Genomic DNA, 17,304 nt, shown 5'->3' on the forward strand with positions numbered 1-17,304 from the left:
AGTAATAAGGCCGTCAAATTGACGGCCTTATATTCAGTTAATCGTGCTTTTCGTTTCTGGCACATTTCAAACCAAGCTTATTGTTGCAGCTTTGCTTTTGCTTCTTCTACTTTAGAAAAATCCAAACCGAGTTCTTCAACGGCTTCTTTGATTAGAGTTGGGTTTTGCATTACCTGACCCATCAGCAGTTGCAATTGCTCCTGAGGTAAACCGAGTTGGCCGACAATCGCCATTGCAGCAAGAGGGTTCTGCGTTAACGCTTGGAATAGCTCTTGGATTTTGTCGTTGCTTACATTGTTCTCTTTCAACAGTGCAATAATTGGGTTCATTTCTTTACCTTTTAAAACTAACCTGAACAGGTTACTTAAATGAAAATCGGGCGCAGTTTATAACAAATTCTGCGAATGTTTAATCTTTGCTTTAAGCGTCATCTGTGTCATTTGCTGTTTCTATTGGCAGGTTCGGAGAAGCTCCCCATTCGGTCCACGAGCCATCATACACAGAAAGGTTTTCGTAACCACACACCAGCGCGGCTAACAGAACGATACAAGCGGTAACGCCTGAACCACAACTGAACACGTATTCATCCGCGTCTTTGGTGAGTGTTGATTTCAAAATCGCAGACAAATCGTTGGCTGTCTTGAGTTTATGCCCATCCATTAGTTCAGCAAAAGGCAGATTGCAGGAGTTGGGAACATGTCCACTACGTAGTCCAGCTCTTGGTTCGGCTACTTGGGAAAGAAAGCGAGCACGAGAGCGAGCATCGACAGTTAAGCTTGCTTCGTCGTCAATTTTTGCTTTTACGTATTCAGCATCAACGAAATAATTTGATTGCAACGTGCCGTTAAAGTCGCCTTTCGGAGTGTCCGTAAGATACTCCTGAGTGACATTGTAACCTTGTGCTTTCCATTCGGTTAAGCCGCCATTAAGGATGTAAACCTGCGAATGACCGAAGGCTTTGAACATCCACCACGCTCTAGGGGAGGCAAAAGTACCACTGTTGTCATAAACAACGATGATGGAATCATTATTGATTCCGAGCTCTTGAGCAAGATGGTTGAAGCGCTCTTCACTTGGCATCATATGCGGAAGTGATGATTCAATATCGCAAAATTCTTTGTCGTAATCGAATCGACGTGCGTTAGGGATTTTATTTACCCAGTCTTTCTCTGATTCAGAGGGGATCTGAAACTCTAGGCTACTGTCTAGGATAACTAGGCGAGGATCGTCCAAACGCTCGACAAGCCATTCGGGTGAAACAAGTGGTGACATTCAACAAATCCTTAGTTGGGTTCACGTAAAACTTAGTCCATTAAGGTACTCAATTAAGGGCAAGAAATAAAACGGTAATAGATATCTTGCTGCTCGGTTAATACTTTCTGCACCGTGATCACTTCACCAACTTGACAGTTCGTGGTGGGTGGCACGTTGATTAGCTGCTTTCCGGTATCGTTTGACTCAACGAGGAAATAGCGTCTCTGACCATCCAGTGATTGTGTAAGTGTATTATCGATAAGATGAACTTGGAGTTCGATTTGAGTACGCTCTGGCCGCAATGCAAGCATGGCGACCAGTAATAAGGTGAGCAGCAATAGCAGTATGGTCAGTTTTTTAGCTGAAGACATACACAGTCGCTTTTAACTGCTACAAGTAGGGCAGTGAGGTTGCTTCATCAGTTTCATTTCGCGCCAAGACATGGTCATAGCATCAAGCATCAGAATTTTGCCTTGAATGGGTTTCCCCAAACCTGCAATGACCTTAATCGCTTCCATTGCCTGAACTGCGCCGATAATACCAACCACAGGTGCCATGACACCCGCTTCAACACAAGAAAGCGCATTACTTCCAAACAGTGCGCTTAAACACTGGTAGCAAGGTTCGCTCTCATCTTGATAAGTAAACACGCTCACTTGCCCTTCCATGCGAATGGCAGCTCCGGAAACTAAAGGTGTTTTGGTTTGGTAACAAAGGCGATTAAGCTGGTTACGCGTATCTACGTTGTCGCTGGCATCCAGCACTAAATCATGCTCCTGAACTAGACTTAACAGGGCTTCATCATTAAGTCTTTTCGCTACGGTAACAATTTCAAGCTCTGGGTTAAGTTCTTTTAACGCTTGCGCTGCGGATTCCACTTTAAGCTTTCCAATATCCGCATCATGGTGAAGAACCTGACGCTGCAAGTTCGACAGCTCCACTTTATCGTCATCAATCAGCGACAGCTTACCTATACCAGCAGTTGCAAGATATTGGCTAGAGGCACATCCCAAGCCACCAGCACCGAGGATCAGAATCGAAGACTGTTTCAGCGCTTCCTGCCCTTCAAAATCAAATGCTTTAAGGATGATCTGGCGGTTGTAACGCAGCATTTCTGCGTCGCTTAGGATTTCCATATTCGAGCCTAATATAACGTTGAGTTAAACAGTTGAATGTTAACGGTTTCACCCACTTCAACACTGCCACGTTCACGCTCAAGTACCACAAAACAGTTGGCTAAGCTCATAGAGCGGAAGGCGCCTGAACTTTGATTGCCCGTCGTTTCCACAACGAACTGCCCATTTTCGATGGAATAGATACCACGTTGGTAATCTGTTCTGCCTGGTGCTTTTTTGAATGCAGTGCGGGTAATCGCCGGAATTGATTCGGGTGCTTTCCACTGCGAATGACCACCTAGCTTAGCCAGCATAGGCTGAACCAGTACATACATAGTCAATACCGCAGAAACAGGGTTCCCCGGAAGGCCGCAGAACCAAGCATCACCGAGAGAGCCAAAGGCGAAAGGTTTACCCGGCTTGATTGCCAGTTTCCAAAAACCAATCTGACCCACTTCATCAAGAATGTCTTTAGTGAAATCCGCTTCACCAACGCTGACGCCACCTGAAGTTACCACCACATCGGCAAGGCTTTGTGCTTTTTCAAATGTCTCTTTAAGCGTTTTAGGGCAGTCAGGAATAATGCCAAGATCAATAGCTTCACAACCGAAGTTAATGATCAGCGGTTTGATACCGTAACGGTTGCTGTCATAGATTTCGCCAGCTTTAAGCTCAGTGCCTAATGGTTTCAGCTCGTCACCAGTAGAGAAAAAGGCGACTTTCGGTTTTCTGAAGACAGTTACGTGGCTAACACCTAAGGTCGCGATCATCGGAATATCGCGAGCGGTCAGACGAGCACCTTTGTTGAGTACGATATCGCCTAGGCGAATGTCGTCGCCAACAGGGCGGATATTGTTGTTTGGTTTAACCTGAGTTTGGCAAAAAGTAACGCCGTCTTCGGTGACCGTCGCTTGTTCTTGCATGATCACCGCATCACAACCTTGAGGAATTTGTGCGCCAGTCATGATACGTACACAGGTCATTGACGGCCATTCGCCTTCAAAAGGTTGGCCAGCAAATGATTTACCCGCTACAGGCAGAGGTTGGTTTTGCGCTAATTCGCTGATTCTAACCGCGTACCCATCCATTGCAGAGTTATCGAATGGTGGTACGTTGATAGGTGAAAGAATGTCTTCTGCAAGTACATAGCCGATGGCGTCTGCGAGTGGAAGTTGAAGTGTCGATTGAATTGGTTTAATGCCAGACAGCATTTTTTCTAAAGCTTCTTCAAGAGGCATTAAGCCCGGAGCGTCACAACAGCCCATTCGTTATTCCTGTAGTCTTTTTTGTTGGGAGATACTCTAACATAGTAGAGCTATTTGCATATGCCCTTTTTACTGACAGGGACATACCTTGCTTTCGCTGATAGGAGCAGTATTTCCACCTATAAAATAGGGGTGTAATTATGTAAGAATCCGAGTATCCTTGTCAGCCATCCGAAAGGGGTAAAGTAAGAGGAATGTGAATGTCATCAGGTCTTAGCGAATCAGCAAAGTTAGTTAAAGATGCGCTAGAGCGCCGTGGTTTGGAAACGCCAATGCAACCAAACACGGTGAGTCGTGAAGAGAAGAAAGAAAAGATTGAGAATCACATGCGTGAAATCCTCAATTTACTTGGTCTTGATCTGACCGATGATAGCCTAGAAGAAACGCCGCACCGTATTGCAAAAATGTATGTGGATGAGATTTTTTCAGGGCTGGACTATAGCAACTTCCCTAAAATCACTGTGATTGAAAACAAGATGAAGGTGAGTGAAATGGTGAAGGTGAAAGACATCACAGTAACCAGCACTTGCGAACATCACTTAGTGACGATCGATGGTAAAGCGGCTGTCGCTTATATTCCTCGTGGCAAAATTATTGGCCTGTCAAAGATCAACCGTATTGTCCGCTTCTTTGCTCAGCGTCCTCAGGTTCAAGAGCGTATGACACAGCAAATTCTGGTTGCTCTGCAAGCTCTACTGGAGTCAGACGATGTCGCAGTCACAATTGATGCTACCCACTACTGTGTGAAATCTCGTGGCGTTATGGACGCAACCAGCGTAACCACAACCACAGCGCTCGGCGGTATTTTCAAATCCAACCCTGCAACTCGCGCTGAATTTCTTCACGGTTTACGCTAACGCGAACAGTAAAAAGCCCAGTCAAAGCTAGACTGGGCTTTTTATACACACCCCCCAGCTAGGCTGGGGCAGTTCTAAAACAACACCTGTTTGTATTAATTGGTGCGGTAGCGGCTTAAGGTCTCTACTAAGTTGCGAGTTGCTTGAGCAATATTACGAATACCTATAGAAGACTGCTCTGCTACACCACGAATGGTATTTGATTGATTGCGGATATCACTCAGTTCAGAAGCGATGTCATTCGCCACTGAGCTTTGCTCATCTGCCGAAGTTGAAATCTGAATACTCAGGTCGTTAATCAGGTTTGCCGATTCAGCGATGAGATTTACATCGTTACCAATCTCTGTGACTAACTGGCTGCTAGTTTGAGCTTGGCTGACGGTTTGATCAGTAATTTTTGCAATGTTCAGCGTCTCGCTTTGCAGCTTACCTATCATGGTCTGAATCTCAACCGTTGCAGCTTGTGTGCGGCTTGCCAATGTACGAACCTCATCAGCAACGACAGCAAAACCTCGACCTTGCTCACCAGCGCGTGCAGCTTCGATTGCCGCATTAAGGGCAAGAAGGTTGGTTTGTTCAGAAATCGCATTGATAGTGGTAATCACATCATTAATCTTGATGGCATTTTCATTCAGCGTTGTCACTGACGAAGATGTTTGAGCAATGTAACCCGTTAACTGTTCAATTTCGCTTATCGCTTGCTGAACTCTCTTGTGACTATTGCTGACCTGTTCAGAATCATTCTCAGTTTGCTGAGTCGCTTTTAGAGCTATGTTTGAAACTTCGTGCGCTGACGCCGTCATCTCTTCCATTGCCGTCGCTACAGAATCTAGAGAAGAGTATTGTCTCTGGATTTGTGTTTCGCTTTCGCGCATCTCTTCAGCAAAAGAAGCTGACGTTTCGCTTAACGTTGTTGAGTTGTCTTTTACTGCGACTACCAGATCAGTCAAGGTATCCATCGCGTTATCTAATGCACAGCCGATAGTACCAAACTCATCACGACCCGCGTGGAATCCTAAACGTGAAGTTAAGTCACCTTGAGCAATTTTTTGCGTCGTCGTGTAAAGAACCCAAAGAGCGCCACCAACAAATGTCGCGACCCAGTAGATAAAAATAGCGAACGGGATTACCCACAAAAATGAAAGTAAGAAAGTAGTGAAGGCTTCCGAACGGGCATTTTGTTCACGTTTAGTAAAATCATCGGTAAGTGCATAAATTTTGCCGTCGGATGATTTCGCAGTCGCTGTTACCACACCGTTGTTATATCGAGTTTCGCTTAATGATGAGCGAACTTCTAAACCCGAAACTGTGTTGATACTTGATTGAGAGACAATACCTTGCAGTTTGTATTCAACAGCGAGTTTTGATTGCTGTTCAATATTGTCCAAAGTATCGAAATAGCGAGCGCCCGAGATGCTTGCGATCGCTAATAGAAACAGTGTGAAGACAACCCACATTTTATCGTTGATAGACATCTTGATAAACACGCGGTCTATCGTTCGGAACTCAACTTCTTTCATTGTTACTCCGAGAGGCAAATTTAAGAGATTCTTGTGTAGCTAGTATCCTACTATTTATGTGCTATACGTCGTATTTAAATTTGCAATAAATGTAATATAAATTTTAAAAATGAGATTTAGATCTACTAGTATTCCGAAAATAAAAAAGGGTCAAATACAGATGTATTTGACCCTAAAATATTTTATTAATTATTTAACCCAGTGATGGGAGAACGCCAGCTGTAATCAGTAGTTGTGAACCGATGATCACTATTCCGACCACACCCGTTGCTACTAGAGCGACGTTGCCGCCACCAACTTGGTAATGGTTTGCTGTTGCCGTTTGGCGAACTCGTACAACCATGACTAGTGGCAGGAAGATAGCTAAAACCGCAAGAGCAATCGCTGCGTATCCTAGAGCCATGATAAAACCTTGAGGGTAGTACAAAGCAAAGATCAGCGGAGGAGTGAAAGTTACAAGCGATGCCGCAATACGGTTCATGCCGCCGTTTTTCTTACGAATCGTGTCACCCATGAACTCAAACAGACCTAAACTTACACCCAAAAACGAAGTAAGCAGTGCGAGATCGGCAAAGATACCAATGATATTGCCTAGATTTGATTGATGAACTGTTTGAGAAAGCGTTGAGATTAAAGCACTCAAACCAGCATTGCCAATAAGGTCAGGTTGACTCACCACACCAAGAGTGACCACTTGCCAGAAGATGTAAATGATCAAAGGAATTGCTGAGCCAACAATGATCGCTTTACGCAATGAAGGCGTGTGACCATCCAAGTAGTTCACGATTGCAGGAATGCTGCCGTGAAAACCAAATGATGTAAAAATCACGGGGATGGAAGCAACAATCAATCCTTGGCCAACAGGCATACTGAGTAAGTATGATTGTGTTACGTTAGGTGCAAGGAACGTCAGCACCACAACCATTGCAATGATTTTACCTGCAAACAAAAGGCGGTTAACTTTATCAACCGTTGCTGTACCGATAGTCACAACAGCAGCAACGATTAAAGTGAAAATCAGAGTGCCGATTTGTCCATCGATTTCAGCACCAGTAAAACCTGCGATGCGATGAGTAAACTGAGCGCCGCCACCAGCGATATACGCTGCACATAACGCGTAAAACAGGAATAGCATGGCAAAAGTCGCCACCCATTTACCTTTTTCACCTAAGATTTGTTTCGCTAAGGTGTGTAGAGTCGCATCCTTATCGGCGTACTGATGGATCTCCACCATGAGTAATGCTGTAAATGACATCAATGCCCAAAGACCAAGCATGATAACCAGAGAGGTTGAAAACCCAATTCCTGCGGATGCGAGTGGCAGAGCAAGCATACCTGCACCAATGGTGGTGCCCGCAATTATCAAAGTACTGCCCAAAAGCTTTGATTTCATCATTTTGTAAACTTATCTTTACTGTAGTTGTGTTGCTTAAGATTATGTTCGAATTTTGACCAGTTAAACTGGTTTTATTCGCTGGTTTTGCGACATTTTGTAGAACTTATTTGTAAACGTCAATCAATTTGTACAGATTAAATTCCATGCTTGTAAATATATATTTACAACCTTTTTGGTAAGCAAAGCTATGGGTTATATGTTTGGTTTTTTAATTCAAGCACTAAATATGAATACACTTATAATCAAGCGAACAGCCAAGGAAAGAGTCTAAGTTTTTAATATGAATTATCTTGCTCATTTACATATAGCAGAAGCATCAGACAGTAATTTACTCGGCAATCTGTTGGGGGATTTTGTCAAAGGTAATCCGAGTGAACAGTTTTCAGAAGATATTGTGCAAGGTATACGGCTTCACAGATGGGTAGATGCTTATACAGATAGTCATGAAGTTATGATTCTCGCTAAAGCCTTGTTTCCATCAACGACTCGTCGTTTCTCACCCATCGCATTAGATATGTTTTGGGACCACTGTTTAGCCAAACATTGGCAGCGTTTTCACTCACAGACTCTAAGGCAGTTTGTATTAGATGCAGAAAGGAAAGTTAAGGTTGACCACTCTTCGTCCTTACCCGAACGTTATATGATGGTGAGCGACAAAATGTGGCAAGGTCGTTGGTTAGAGTCATACGCAGATTTTGAGAATATCCACTTCGCATTGCAACGCATGTCTTTGCGAAGAGAGAGAATGAAACCTCTAGCTGAATGTTATGTCAGCCTTGAAGATTCCTATCAGGAGCTAGAGTCGCTATTTTTTTCGCTCTATCCACAAGTATTAGAGAAAGCCAAAAGCATCCGCTTTTGATACAATCCGCCGCCCATCCTAGCAGCCAATGTTTTTATGTGTTTACCAATACAAACTTGGCGAGTTTTAGGTAATGAAATTTATATAGCTGAATTAATTGGTATCCGATGTCTGAACAAACTCCTACCTTTCAAGAATTAGGTATTCAACCTGCTTTAGTGGCAACGCTAGCCAGTATTGGTATAGCAATTCCAACGGCTATTCAAGCGCAGGCAATTCCTCAAGTATTAGAAGGACGAGACGTATTAGCTGGTGCTCAAACGGGAACGGGTAAAACGGCCGCGTTTGGTTTGCCTCTCATACAGCGTTTTATTAATAATCCCTCTGATGCTGAAAGAAAAGGTAAAGACATTCGTTCTTTGGTGTTGGTACCAACCAGAGAGCTAGCGCAACAAGTTTTTGATAATTTGACTGCGTATGCCAAAGGTCAAAACATCAAAATTGTGACCGCTTATGGTGGCACAAGCATGAAAGTACAGGTGGACAATCTCCGTGGCGGTGCAGATATTCTTATCGCTACACCGGGGCGACTGTTGGATCATGCCCATGTTAAAACGTTGTATTTGGGTACGGTAGAAGTCTTGGTTCTGGATGAAGCCGATCGCATGCTGGACATGGGCTTCATGCCAGATATTCAAAGAGTGCTTCGTAAACTGAATCGCGCTCGCCAAACGCTGTTTTTCTCCGCAACATTTGATAAAAAGATCAAAGAACTCGCATACCGAATGATGATGGAACCTGTTGAAGTACAGGTATCGCCAAGTAACTCAACGGCGGCAACGGTTAAACAGATGGTTTATCCAGTGAACAAAAAGCGCAAGAGAGAGTTGCTAGCTTATCTGATTGGTTCGAGAAACTGGCAGCAAGTTCTAGTGTTCACAAAAACAAGGCAGGGCAGTGATGCACTTGCTGCAGAGTTAAAACTTGACGGCATAAAAGCAGCATCTATCAACGGTGATAAGAGCCAAGGAGCAAGACAGAAAGCGCTTGATGACTTTAAAGCAGGTAAAATACGTGCATTGATTGCGACTGACGTTGCTGCCCGCGGTCTAGATATTGAACAGCTAGAGCAAGTGGTGAACTACGACATGCCTTTTAAAGCTGAAGATTACGTACACCGAATTGGTCGTACTGGTCGAGCAGGTAAAGAGGGCTTAGCAGTATCGTTGATGAGTCAAGACGAAGAGCCGTTATTACACGCGATTGAACGTTTATTAGATGAAAGGCTGCCGCAAGAGTGGTTGCAGGGCTTCGAGCCGAGTATTGAACCAGTCTTTGATGATAGCCAACCTGCAAAGCGCAACAGTCGCTCAGCGGAGAAACGTAAAATGAAGGCGAAGTTGAAGATACATGCCAGCAGAGGCAAGAAAAAGTAGGCGGTTAGGACGCTAAATCAACGCCGAGTAAAACGATAAGGGCTGCATTCGCAGCCCTTATGCTATTGATTGGCGCTAATGCGCTTTTCGCACTCTTCTTCCCAGTCATAACGAACTTCGTACACCAGTTCTTTTACGCTGTTTGGACGCATAACATCTTGCTCAGGGATACTAAACTTGTGAATCATAATGTCATTGAACAGTGACCAGTGTTTCAATAGACAAATATCTAAATCGCGCGTTTCATCCGCCCATGTCTCTTTCATAAACGGAGTTAAGCTTGCAGCTCCGTGGCTAAACATGATCATTTGCCACTTTATTTCCCATACCTTAACCGGCGCGTTTGGGTACTCTTTGTTGTACAGGTCGGCTAAGCCTTCAATAATCTCTTCTAGCTCACCCGCAGTATCAATGAAGTAATCAAACAAGGCTCCTTCTTGACGGACTGCATCAGCAATAAACTGAATCGGCTGTTTAATGATGAGGCTGTGCGCCAGCAGATGCATCGTAAAGCGATAGAGTTTCACATTTACAGCGGTATCGTCAGGTATTTCGGATAATACTTTGCGTAAATAAAACTCCATATAACTGTGCATACCATCACTGATGTAACGCCATATTTTTTCTTTGCTGCCAAAGTGGTGGCGTATCAGGCTATGTGATATACCCGCTTTCTCACTGATATTGCGTAACGAAACACGAGCGTAGCCTAGCTCGCAAAATAAGTTAGTGGCTTCCCGGAGAATATGCAGTCGAGTTTTATGGGCATCATCAGCGCTACGACGCCCTTGTTTTTTATCAGTCATATTTGTGGTCTGTAGACCTTATAAGGTTAAACGTTGTTCGATTAAAAGTTTAACCGAACCTTCGGGTAGCATTACTGAGTCGTTTCTTATGCGTTATTGCTTAGATGTTAAGAGTATTTTGCAGCGTCGTCGTTGCCACGTATAAAAACTCACAAATAGCGGTATAAACCATCGCAAAAGGACAACAGACCCTAATCATTGATTGCTGTGTATGAGCGACTTTTACCAGAATTTAGGCAAATTTTCACGGAAAAGAGAGTTATCAATAATCCAATTGTGCGCTAATACGCAGCATAAGAGGATTATTGATAAGAAAAGCCTAAAGTAAAGAACTTAGTTTAGTGAGTAGCAGATCAATGTCTTCACGGCTAACATCTTGGTGAGTAACAAATCGAATCGGATTGCCCGGAGATACAATAATATTGTCTTGCTTGAGTCGCATAGCAATTTCATTGATATCAATAGTTTCATCAAGTTTTGCAAACACAATATTCGTTTGAACCCATTCTGGGTTTAATGAGAAGCCTGGTAGTTGAGCAAGACCATAGGCTAAGTGTTTTGCATTGTCATGATCGACTTTAAGCTGAGCTACTTGTTCAGTAAGAGCAAGTTTGCCAGCTGCAGCTAAAATGCCCGCTTGACGCATACCGCCGCCGAGCATTTTTCGGATACGTCTTGCTTTGGCAATGTATTCTTTACTTCCTAAAAGTAAAGATCCGACAGGTGCACATAAACCTTTGGAGAGGCAAACGGTCATAGAATCAAAATACTGGGCAATGTTTTTTACGTCAGTATCTAATGCCACAGCAGCGTTATAAACACGCGCACCGTCTAAATGCAGTTTGAGATTATGTTGATCGACAAACTCTCTCGCTTGTTTTAAATACTCCATTGGCAGCACTTTACCGTTAATGGTGTTTTCTAAACTTAATAGGCGAGTGCGGGCGAAATGAAAATCGTCGGGTTTAATTGCTGCTTTTAACTTGGCAAAATCAATCGTGCCATCAGGATTGTTTTCAATTGGCTGAGGTTGGATTGAGCCTAATACCGCCGCGCCACCGGCTTCAAATTTATAGTTATGCGCTTGTTGACCGCATAGATACTCATCGCCACGATCGCAGTGAGACATTAAACCCAGCAAGTTTGCTTGCGTTCCTGAAGTGGTAAACAGTGCCGCTTCAAAGCCGTGTCTTTCTGCTGCCCATGCTTCAAGTTCGTTGACAGTAGGGTCATCACCATAAACATCATCGCCGACTTCAGCACGAGCCATTGCATCGCGCATGGCTTGAGTAGGTTTAGTAACAGTATCAGAACGAAAATCCATCTTATTTCCTTATAACCAACTTAACTTATTATAAATATCCACACAGTTTCGCTTTGCTCAGGCAAGCGATAGTTTTGGAGTCTGTAATCTCGCCACTTATGATCTTTTGCTCTATTTCTGCCACTGCAAAAGTGACGACATCAATCACTTCATCATCATCGCAGCTATACCTTGACGTTTTCACAAGGTCTTTCGCGATAAATAGATGCTGAATTTCGTCGCAGAAACCTGCTAAAGGAGTGAACTGACCTAAACTAATAAAGGAATCGCTACTGTAGCCGGTTTCTTCTTCGAGTTCTCGCTGAGCGCAAACAAGAGGCGATTCTTGATTTTCAATCGTTCCCGCAGGTAGCTCAAGTAGCCACTTTTTTAACGAAGGTCGGAACTGATTGATCATGACAATCTGGTTGTCTTCTGTGACCGGAAGAATAACTGCGGCACCGGGGTGCACAATGGTTGTGTGTTTGACGTTATTGCCGTTGGGAAGAACGACATTCTCTTCAACAAGAGAAATGCGTTTCCACGTGTGTATGGTATTGCTCATACAAATAGTTCTTATCGGTGGAGGAGAGCCACTTTGGCGTAGTACGCCTACCATATCGTATTTGATTGCAGAATCTCAATCGGAAATAAATTTAACGTTGAAAATTCATACCGTTGTTATGAGCTCCATGTCGCATAAGTGCAAACTATGATTACATCATTTTGCACATAAGGTAGATCTGATATAACAGTCCGTCCAAATTCGGATTATAGTTGTAACCAAATGATAACAAATGTATAAACTTTTATATAAGAACGAATTTAGGTATTGCTTAGGAGCGCAAGCATGATCAGTCCAACTCAAGCCTCTCATGGACAAAAAGCGTTATTGTCAGAACGCATTAATAAGCTCTCCAAAGCTCTTTCTGATGGGGTTTACGAAAGAGAAAGTACCATTAAACTTTGCTTGCTGGCAGCACTCGCTGGTGAAAGTGTCTTCCTTTTAGGTCCTCCTGGTATTGCAAAAAGTCTTATTGCGAAACGACTCATTCAAGCTTTTGATAACAGCAGTTATTTTGAGTATTTGATGACCCGCTTCTCTACGCCCGAAGAAGTGTTCGGCCCACTCAGTATCCAAGAACTGAAAGATAACGGACGCTATGTTCGCTTAACCAAGGGTTATCTTCCTACTGCGCAGGTTGTTTTTCTGGACGAAATTTGGAAAGCCGGCCCAGCGATTCTGAATACGCTTCTTACGGTCGTTAACGAAAAAACATTTAAAAACGGCAGTGATATTGAACGTGTACCAATGCGTTTGCTGATCTCTGCATCCAACGAGTTGCCTGATGAAGACAGCGGTCTTGAAGCTTTGTATGACCGAATGCTGGTGCGAGTGTTCGTCAACCGGATCCAGAACAAACAGAATTTCAAATCTATGCTCACAGTTGGTACGCCTCAAGAAGCGCGTATTCCAGAAGGTTTGGCGATCACAGACCAAGAATATCATCTGTGGCAGCAACAGTTAGATAGCCTCACTTTGAGCGATGATGTATTTGAAAAACTCTATCAGCTTAAGAACATGTTGGAATCAGCGGTGGAAGACAGCAAGTTGTCTACCCATGACATGTATGTGTCTGACCGACGTTGGAAGAAAGCGGTTAAGTTGCTGAAGGCGAGTGCCTTCTTCAATGGTCGTGATGCGATTAATCCTTTGGATATTCTGTTGCTGCAAGATTGTTTATGGAACAGCCCTGAATCACGTGAAGTGGTTCATGGTGTGGTAAAAGAGTTCGCACTGCGTTATGCGTTTGACCAAATGGAAGTCGAGCATCAAATTTCGCTTTGCCGTGAAGAATTAGCTGCGGTTCAGGACGAGCTGGAATCTGAATTTGGCATGATGTTGTCACTTGAGACGGCCACAGGCTTGATTAAGAAAAAAGTCACCAATCAATACGATATTAAGGGCGCCAAGAGCTATAAAGTCGGTGCGGCTTATGATCTCGTTAAGCTGGTTCTATTACAAAGTAACATGTCGGTGTCTGAGTCAGAAAAAGGGGACAGCCGTTGGGTGTATGTTCCAAAGAGTGATTTAGAAAGAGTCATTAAAGATGGTGAAGGTGATGTCTATGGTTACGTCAACCAAAACACCAACATGTGCCGAATCAAATTCGATGTAGATGCAGCAAATAATCTGGTGATTAAAGACATCGCTAACCGCTCTGTCATGGTGTCATTAGTGACAAAAGAGGGATTGGACGAAGGACTGTACCAAGACTGGTTGGCAAAAACAGAGCAAGCGATGGCGCAGCTAAAACACGCGGAACATCATTTACGTAAAGTACGCTCAACGTTCCATGGTGCACTGCCTCATAACTTTATCGACCCCACATTACCAACTGCGATGGAAGCAACATTACAAACGCTTCAGCAGCAATTGGAAGCGACGCAAACTGAATGTGAGAAAAGCGCGCAGCGTTATAGAAATCTCGCTCAGTTCTTTGAATAGGAGGCATCATGCTTGGTGCTGATGGATTAAACCTCGCTCTTATGATTGCAGACAGTGGCATTATTGATACCGCTGTTAACGATCTTCTTGCTCGCTCACAAGTGATGATGATGGCGGAAGATCGTGGCGTTCGCTCAACGGTGAAAAACCACTTACTGAAGTGGCGTGGTAGCGTAAAGAAACGCATCACACGAGTTTGCGAAACAGAGCGTTTTCAGCAGGAGCTTGGTTACTATCAAGAGGTGATTCACTGGGACGAAGAGACATTCTTTGACCGCATTGATGAAGTGATCAAAAAGCTTGAATGGCACTCCGCTTTCTATTTACAAGCACGTCGTCTGATGGAAAAGAACAAGGGTATTCACAACCCTATGTTTCCTCATTTCTTTTGTGACCAATGGTACAAGTCATTGAGCGATGCAATTAAGCAAGCTCAGGTGATGGAGTTGGAATCGAACAAAGAAAAACTCCTGACGGATCTCTATCAACGCATGGAAACCATGCGCAATATGGACAAGATCACCGAATCGGGTGATGAAAGCAGTGTCGGTAGATTATGGGACATGGCGTCAGCAAAACTGAGCCATAGTGACCTGACGGTAATGAAGCGCCATGCTGAGTTCCTGAAAAAGCATCAAGCGTTGCAAGAAATAGCAGAAACGTTAGGCCGGATGGCAAGTGATGTTGACGATCCGGATTTAAATCGCGCTCCGACCGAAGAGCCACAAATGGTGGAAGAGAAATCCGATGAAGCGACAGACGACATTGTCGGCATTCATGAAAGTGATGATCTCAACAAGATGCTGCCTAATGAAACCCTCTTTCTCGCTTACCCAGAGCTTGAAGTGGTTTTCTATAAACACTTAGTTGATAAGCGTTTGATGAACTATCGAATGCAAGGTAAGTCGCGCACGCTTCGAAAAGTTCGTGCACATAAGCCAGACAACAAAAAAGCGGATATCGAAAAAGGGCCTTTCATCGTCTGTGTTGATGCTTCAGGTTCAATGCATGGTTTCCCTGAACAGTGTGCCAAAGCAATGGCGTATGCACTGATGCAAATTGCTTTAGCCGAAGATCGTGATTGTTATGTCATGCTGTTTTCGACTGAGCACATCACTTATGAACTGACCAAGCAAGATGGGTTACGCGAAGTGAGTGACTTTTTGAGCTACTCATTCCACGGTGGTACAGACTTAGAGCCGGTGCTGAAAAAGTCAGTGGAATTAATGGCTGACGGCACATACAAGAATGCTGACTTAGTGGTGATTTCTGACTTCATTGCACCTAAGCAGAATGAGGAAGTTCTCGCTAAGGTTAATGGATTAAAGGCCGCGAAAAATCGCTTTCATGCCATCAGTTTGTCGCGCTATGGCAACCCAGAATTAATGAGTATGTTTGATCATTGCTGGCGTTATCATCCTAATATCTTTGGGCGCATAGCGAAGCAGTGGTAACTGTATTCAGCACTAATGCCAGTTAGCCTTAACAACTAGTGCAGGTTAAAATCCGCAAAAGAAAAGGGAGGTTATAACCTCCTTTTGTGGTATCTAAGGCGATTTATTCAGTGTTTTTAATCGATGTTCGCCAATAACTCGTAAGATCGCAACTTAGCTTCATGTTCAAAAATCATGGCATTGACCATAATCTCATCGGCTTGGGTTCTGGCGACTAAATCCATTATTCGACTTTTCACTGTATCGACACTTCCATGAATGGATTCGCGCAGCTGAGTCTGAATGTGATGCTTTTCATGTGGAAGCCAAAGCGGTTCCATACTTTTTACCGGAGGCGCGATCTTGGTTCGCCCACCTCTGATCATGGAAAGGAACTTCTGCTTTTCAGTAGTACCCAAATACTGGGCTTCAGCATCTGTTTCAGCCACTATGATGTTTACCCCGATCATGACATAAGGTTTATCAAGTTGGTCTGAAGGTCGGAAGTTATCACGATAAATCTCGATGGCTCTCAACATAGCGTCAGGGGCGAAATGCGCGGCGAACGCAAATGGTAGTCCTTTTATTCCCGCTAGACGAGCACTGTAGGTGCTAGAGCCCAACAACCAGATTGGTACTTTAGAGTTGTTGCCCGGATAAGCTTTTACTGGTTGGTTAGTCGAAATGGGTCCCATGAAAAACTGTAACTCTTCCAGTAGTTCATCGAAATCAGGATCCATTCGGTCCGGTTCTCTTCGTAGAGCATGCATGGTTGAATGGTCAGTTCCCGGAGCGCGACCTAAACCTAAATCAATACGATTTGGGTAGAGTGCTTCCAAAGTGCCAAATTGCTCTGCAATGACCAAAGGGGCATGGTTGGGCAGCATAATTCCGCCAGATCCTAGACGAATAGATTGAGTATGCGCACCTACGTGACTGAGCAAAACAGAAGTCGCTGCGCTCGCGATATCCGGCATGTTATGGTGTTCCGCCATCCAGAATCTCTCATAGCCTAACTTCTCGGCATGTTGTGCAAGTGAAACCGTATGTTGAAACGTTGTGTGGAAATCTGCACCTTCAGAGACAGGTGCTAAATCTAAAATCGAGAGTTTTGGTAGAGACATAACAAACTTTTCTGCTAGTAAATCAGGTTATCACTATGCCTCTTTCCAAAAATAAATAAAACCATGAGTTTTTGAAGGAATAGTAAGTAAACTCTTGGATACTGTGTCGTCAATCAACGTTAATTATCAAGCGAAGATTCGCTGAGCATTTGTTCTTTTTGTGTGTCTTTTATGCGTGATGGCATGTTTATTAGCCATTCAGTTGAAAAATATAGAATTTGTTATTGACCAACAAAATGAATCCGTTAAAGTACGCCTCGTTCACACAGCAATGTGGCGAACAGGTGGTGTCACCATCGCAGTATGCGTTGCCCTGGTGGTGAAATTGGTAGACACAAGGGATTTAAAATCCCTCGACTTTCGAGTCGTGCCGGTTCAAGTCCGGCCCGGGGCACCATCAAACTTCCAAATATGGCGCGTTAGCAGAGTGGTTATGCACCGGATTGCAAATCCGTGTACATCGGTTCGATTCCGGTACGCGCCT

16 protein-coding genes and 2 tRNA genes are annotated in these 17,304 nt (G+C 43.9%); 7 read left to right on the forward strand and 11 right to left on the reverse strand.

Features of this window, described 5'->3' with window-relative positions; translation table 11 throughout:
* Positions 1 to 77: 77 nt before the first annotated feature.
* The 5 genes from HKI82_RS16575 to moeA all read right to left on the reverse strand — a co-directional run bounded on the left by HKI82_RS16575 (position 78) and on the right by moeA (position 3,634).
* Positions 78 to 329, reverse strand: coding sequence for a DUF2999 family protein (locus tag HKI82_RS16575; RefSeq protein ID WP_102942621.1), 252 nt, complete (start codon positions 327 to 329; stop codon positions 78 to 80).
* A gap of 91 nt (positions 330 to 420) precedes the next feature.
* Positions 421 to 1,272, reverse strand: coding sequence for a sulfurtransferase (locus tag HKI82_RS16580; RefSeq protein ID WP_102942620.1), 852 nt, complete (start codon positions 1,270 to 1,272; stop codon positions 421 to 423).
* Between the two features lie 53 nt (positions 1,273 to 1,325).
* Entirely contained in the window at positions 1,326 to 1,625 is a 300-nt protein-coding gene (locus HKI82_RS16585; protein WP_102942619.1) for a hypothetical protein, read from the reverse strand.
* 12 nt (positions 1,626 to 1,637) lie between these two features.
* Positions 1,638 to 2,390, reverse strand: coding sequence for a molybdopterin-synthase adenylyltransferase MoeB (gene moeB, locus HKI82_RS16590; protein ID WP_102942618.1), 753 nt, complete (start codon positions 2,388 to 2,390; stop codon positions 1,638 to 1,640).
* A gap of 8 nt (positions 2,391 to 2,398) precedes the next feature.
* Positions 2,399 to 3,634 (reverse strand): molybdopterin molybdotransferase MoeA, encoded by a 1,236-nt coding sequence (gene moeA / locus HKI82_RS16595; protein WP_171138606.1) that lies wholly within the window; start codon positions 3,632 to 3,634, stop codon positions 2,399 to 2,401.
* 200 nt (positions 3,635 to 3,834) lie between these two features.
* On the opposite strand from moeA, the gene folE reads away from it, so the two are divergent.
* Positions 3,835 to 4,491 (forward strand): GTP cyclohydrolase I FolE, encoded by a 657-nt coding sequence (gene folE, locus HKI82_RS16600; RefSeq protein WP_102942616.1) that lies wholly within the window; start codon positions 3,835 to 3,837, stop codon positions 4,489 to 4,491.
* 95 nt (positions 4,492 to 4,586) lie between these two features.
* Here folE and HKI82_RS16605 read toward each other — a convergent pair whose 3' ends face one another.
* Together HKI82_RS16605 and HKI82_RS16610 are read right to left on the reverse strand one after the other, a co-directional pair.
* On the reverse strand, positions 4,587 to 6,011 hold the full coding sequence (locus tag HKI82_RS16605) for a methyl-accepting chemotaxis protein (protein WP_171138607.1): 1,425 nt from the start codon (positions 6,009 to 6,011) through the stop codon (positions 4,587 to 4,589).
* Between the two features lie 193 nt (positions 6,012 to 6,204).
* Positions 6,205 to 7,407, reverse strand: coding sequence for an aromatic amino acid transport family protein (locus HKI82_RS16610; RefSeq protein WP_171138608.1), 1,203 nt, complete (start codon positions 7,405 to 7,407; stop codon positions 6,205 to 6,207).
* A gap of 280 nt (positions 7,408 to 7,687) precedes the next feature.
* Between HKI82_RS16610 and HKI82_RS16615 the strand changes: the two genes are divergently transcribed.
* Together HKI82_RS16615 and HKI82_RS16620 are read left to right on the forward strand one after the other, a co-directional pair.
* A complete protein-coding gene (locus HKI82_RS16615) occupies positions 7,688 to 8,269 on the forward strand; it encodes an acyl carrier protein phosphodiesterase (protein WP_171138609.1) in 582 nt (193 codons plus the stop codon).
* A 107-nt stretch (positions 8,270 to 8,376) separates the two neighbouring features.
* Complete coding sequence (locus tag HKI82_RS16620; protein WP_171138610.1) at positions 8,377 to 9,645, forward strand: DEAD/DEAH box helicase; 1,269 nt, start codon at positions 8,377 to 8,379, stop codon at positions 9,643 to 9,645.
* Between the two features lie 62 nt (positions 9,646 to 9,707).
* On the opposite strand, the gene HKI82_RS16625 is transcribed toward HKI82_RS16620, so the two are convergent.
* From HKI82_RS16625 to HKI82_RS16635, 3 genes are all read right to left on the reverse strand, one after another.
* Entirely contained in the window at positions 9,708 to 10,451 is a 744-nt protein-coding gene (locus HKI82_RS16625) for a TetR/AcrR family transcriptional regulator (RefSeq protein ID WP_171138611.1), read from the reverse strand.
* Between the two features lie 319 nt (positions 10,452 to 10,770).
* Positions 10,771 to 11,775: a low-specificity L-threonine aldolase gene (ltaE, locus tag HKI82_RS16630; RefSeq protein ID WP_171138612.1), complete on the reverse strand. Its 1,005-nt coding sequence runs from the start codon at positions 11,773 to 11,775 to the stop codon at positions 10,771 to 10,773.
* Positions 11,776 to 11,803: 28 nt separating this feature from the next.
* Positions 11,804 to 12,319: an NUDIX hydrolase gene (locus tag HKI82_RS16635; protein ID WP_171138613.1), complete on the reverse strand. Its 516-nt coding sequence runs from the start codon at positions 12,317 to 12,319 to the stop codon at positions 11,804 to 11,806.
* A gap of 285 nt (positions 12,320 to 12,604) precedes the next feature.
* Here HKI82_RS16635 and HKI82_RS16640 point away from each other — a divergent pair, with 285 nt between their 5' ends.
* On the forward strand, positions 12,605 to 14,263 hold the full coding sequence (locus HKI82_RS16640; RefSeq protein ID WP_102942608.1) for an ATPase RavA domain-containing protein: 1,659 nt from the start codon (positions 12,605 to 12,607) through the stop codon (positions 14,261 to 14,263).
* Between the two features lie 8 nt (positions 14,264 to 14,271).
* Positions 14,272 to 15,717 (forward strand): ATPase RavA stimulator ViaA, encoded by a 1,446-nt coding sequence (gene viaA, locus HKI82_RS16645; protein WP_171138614.1) that lies wholly within the window; start codon positions 14,272 to 14,274, stop codon positions 15,715 to 15,717.
* 116 nt (positions 15,718 to 15,833) lie between these two features.
* On the opposite strand, the gene HKI82_RS16650 is transcribed toward viaA, so the two are convergent.
* Positions 15,834 to 16,820, reverse strand: coding sequence for an LLM class flavin-dependent oxidoreductase (locus HKI82_RS16650; protein ID WP_102942606.1), 987 nt, complete (start codon positions 16,818 to 16,820; stop codon positions 15,834 to 15,836).
* A 310-nt stretch (positions 16,821 to 17,130) separates the two neighbouring features.
* Here HKI82_RS16650 and HKI82_RS16655 point away from each other — a divergent pair.
* A tRNA-Leu gene (locus HKI82_RS16655) sits at positions 17,131 to 17,217 on the forward strand.
* A 16-nt stretch (positions 17,218 to 17,233) separates the two neighbouring features.
* Positions 17,234 to 17,304: transfer RNA gene (locus tag HKI82_RS16660), tRNA-Cys, on the forward strand.

Origin of the sequence: Vibrio plantisponsor (assembly GCF_013041605.1) — a bacterium.
GTDB classification, from domain to species: domain Bacteria; phylum Pseudomonadota; class Gammaproteobacteria; order Enterobacterales; family Vibrionaceae; genus Vibrio; species Vibrio plantisponsor.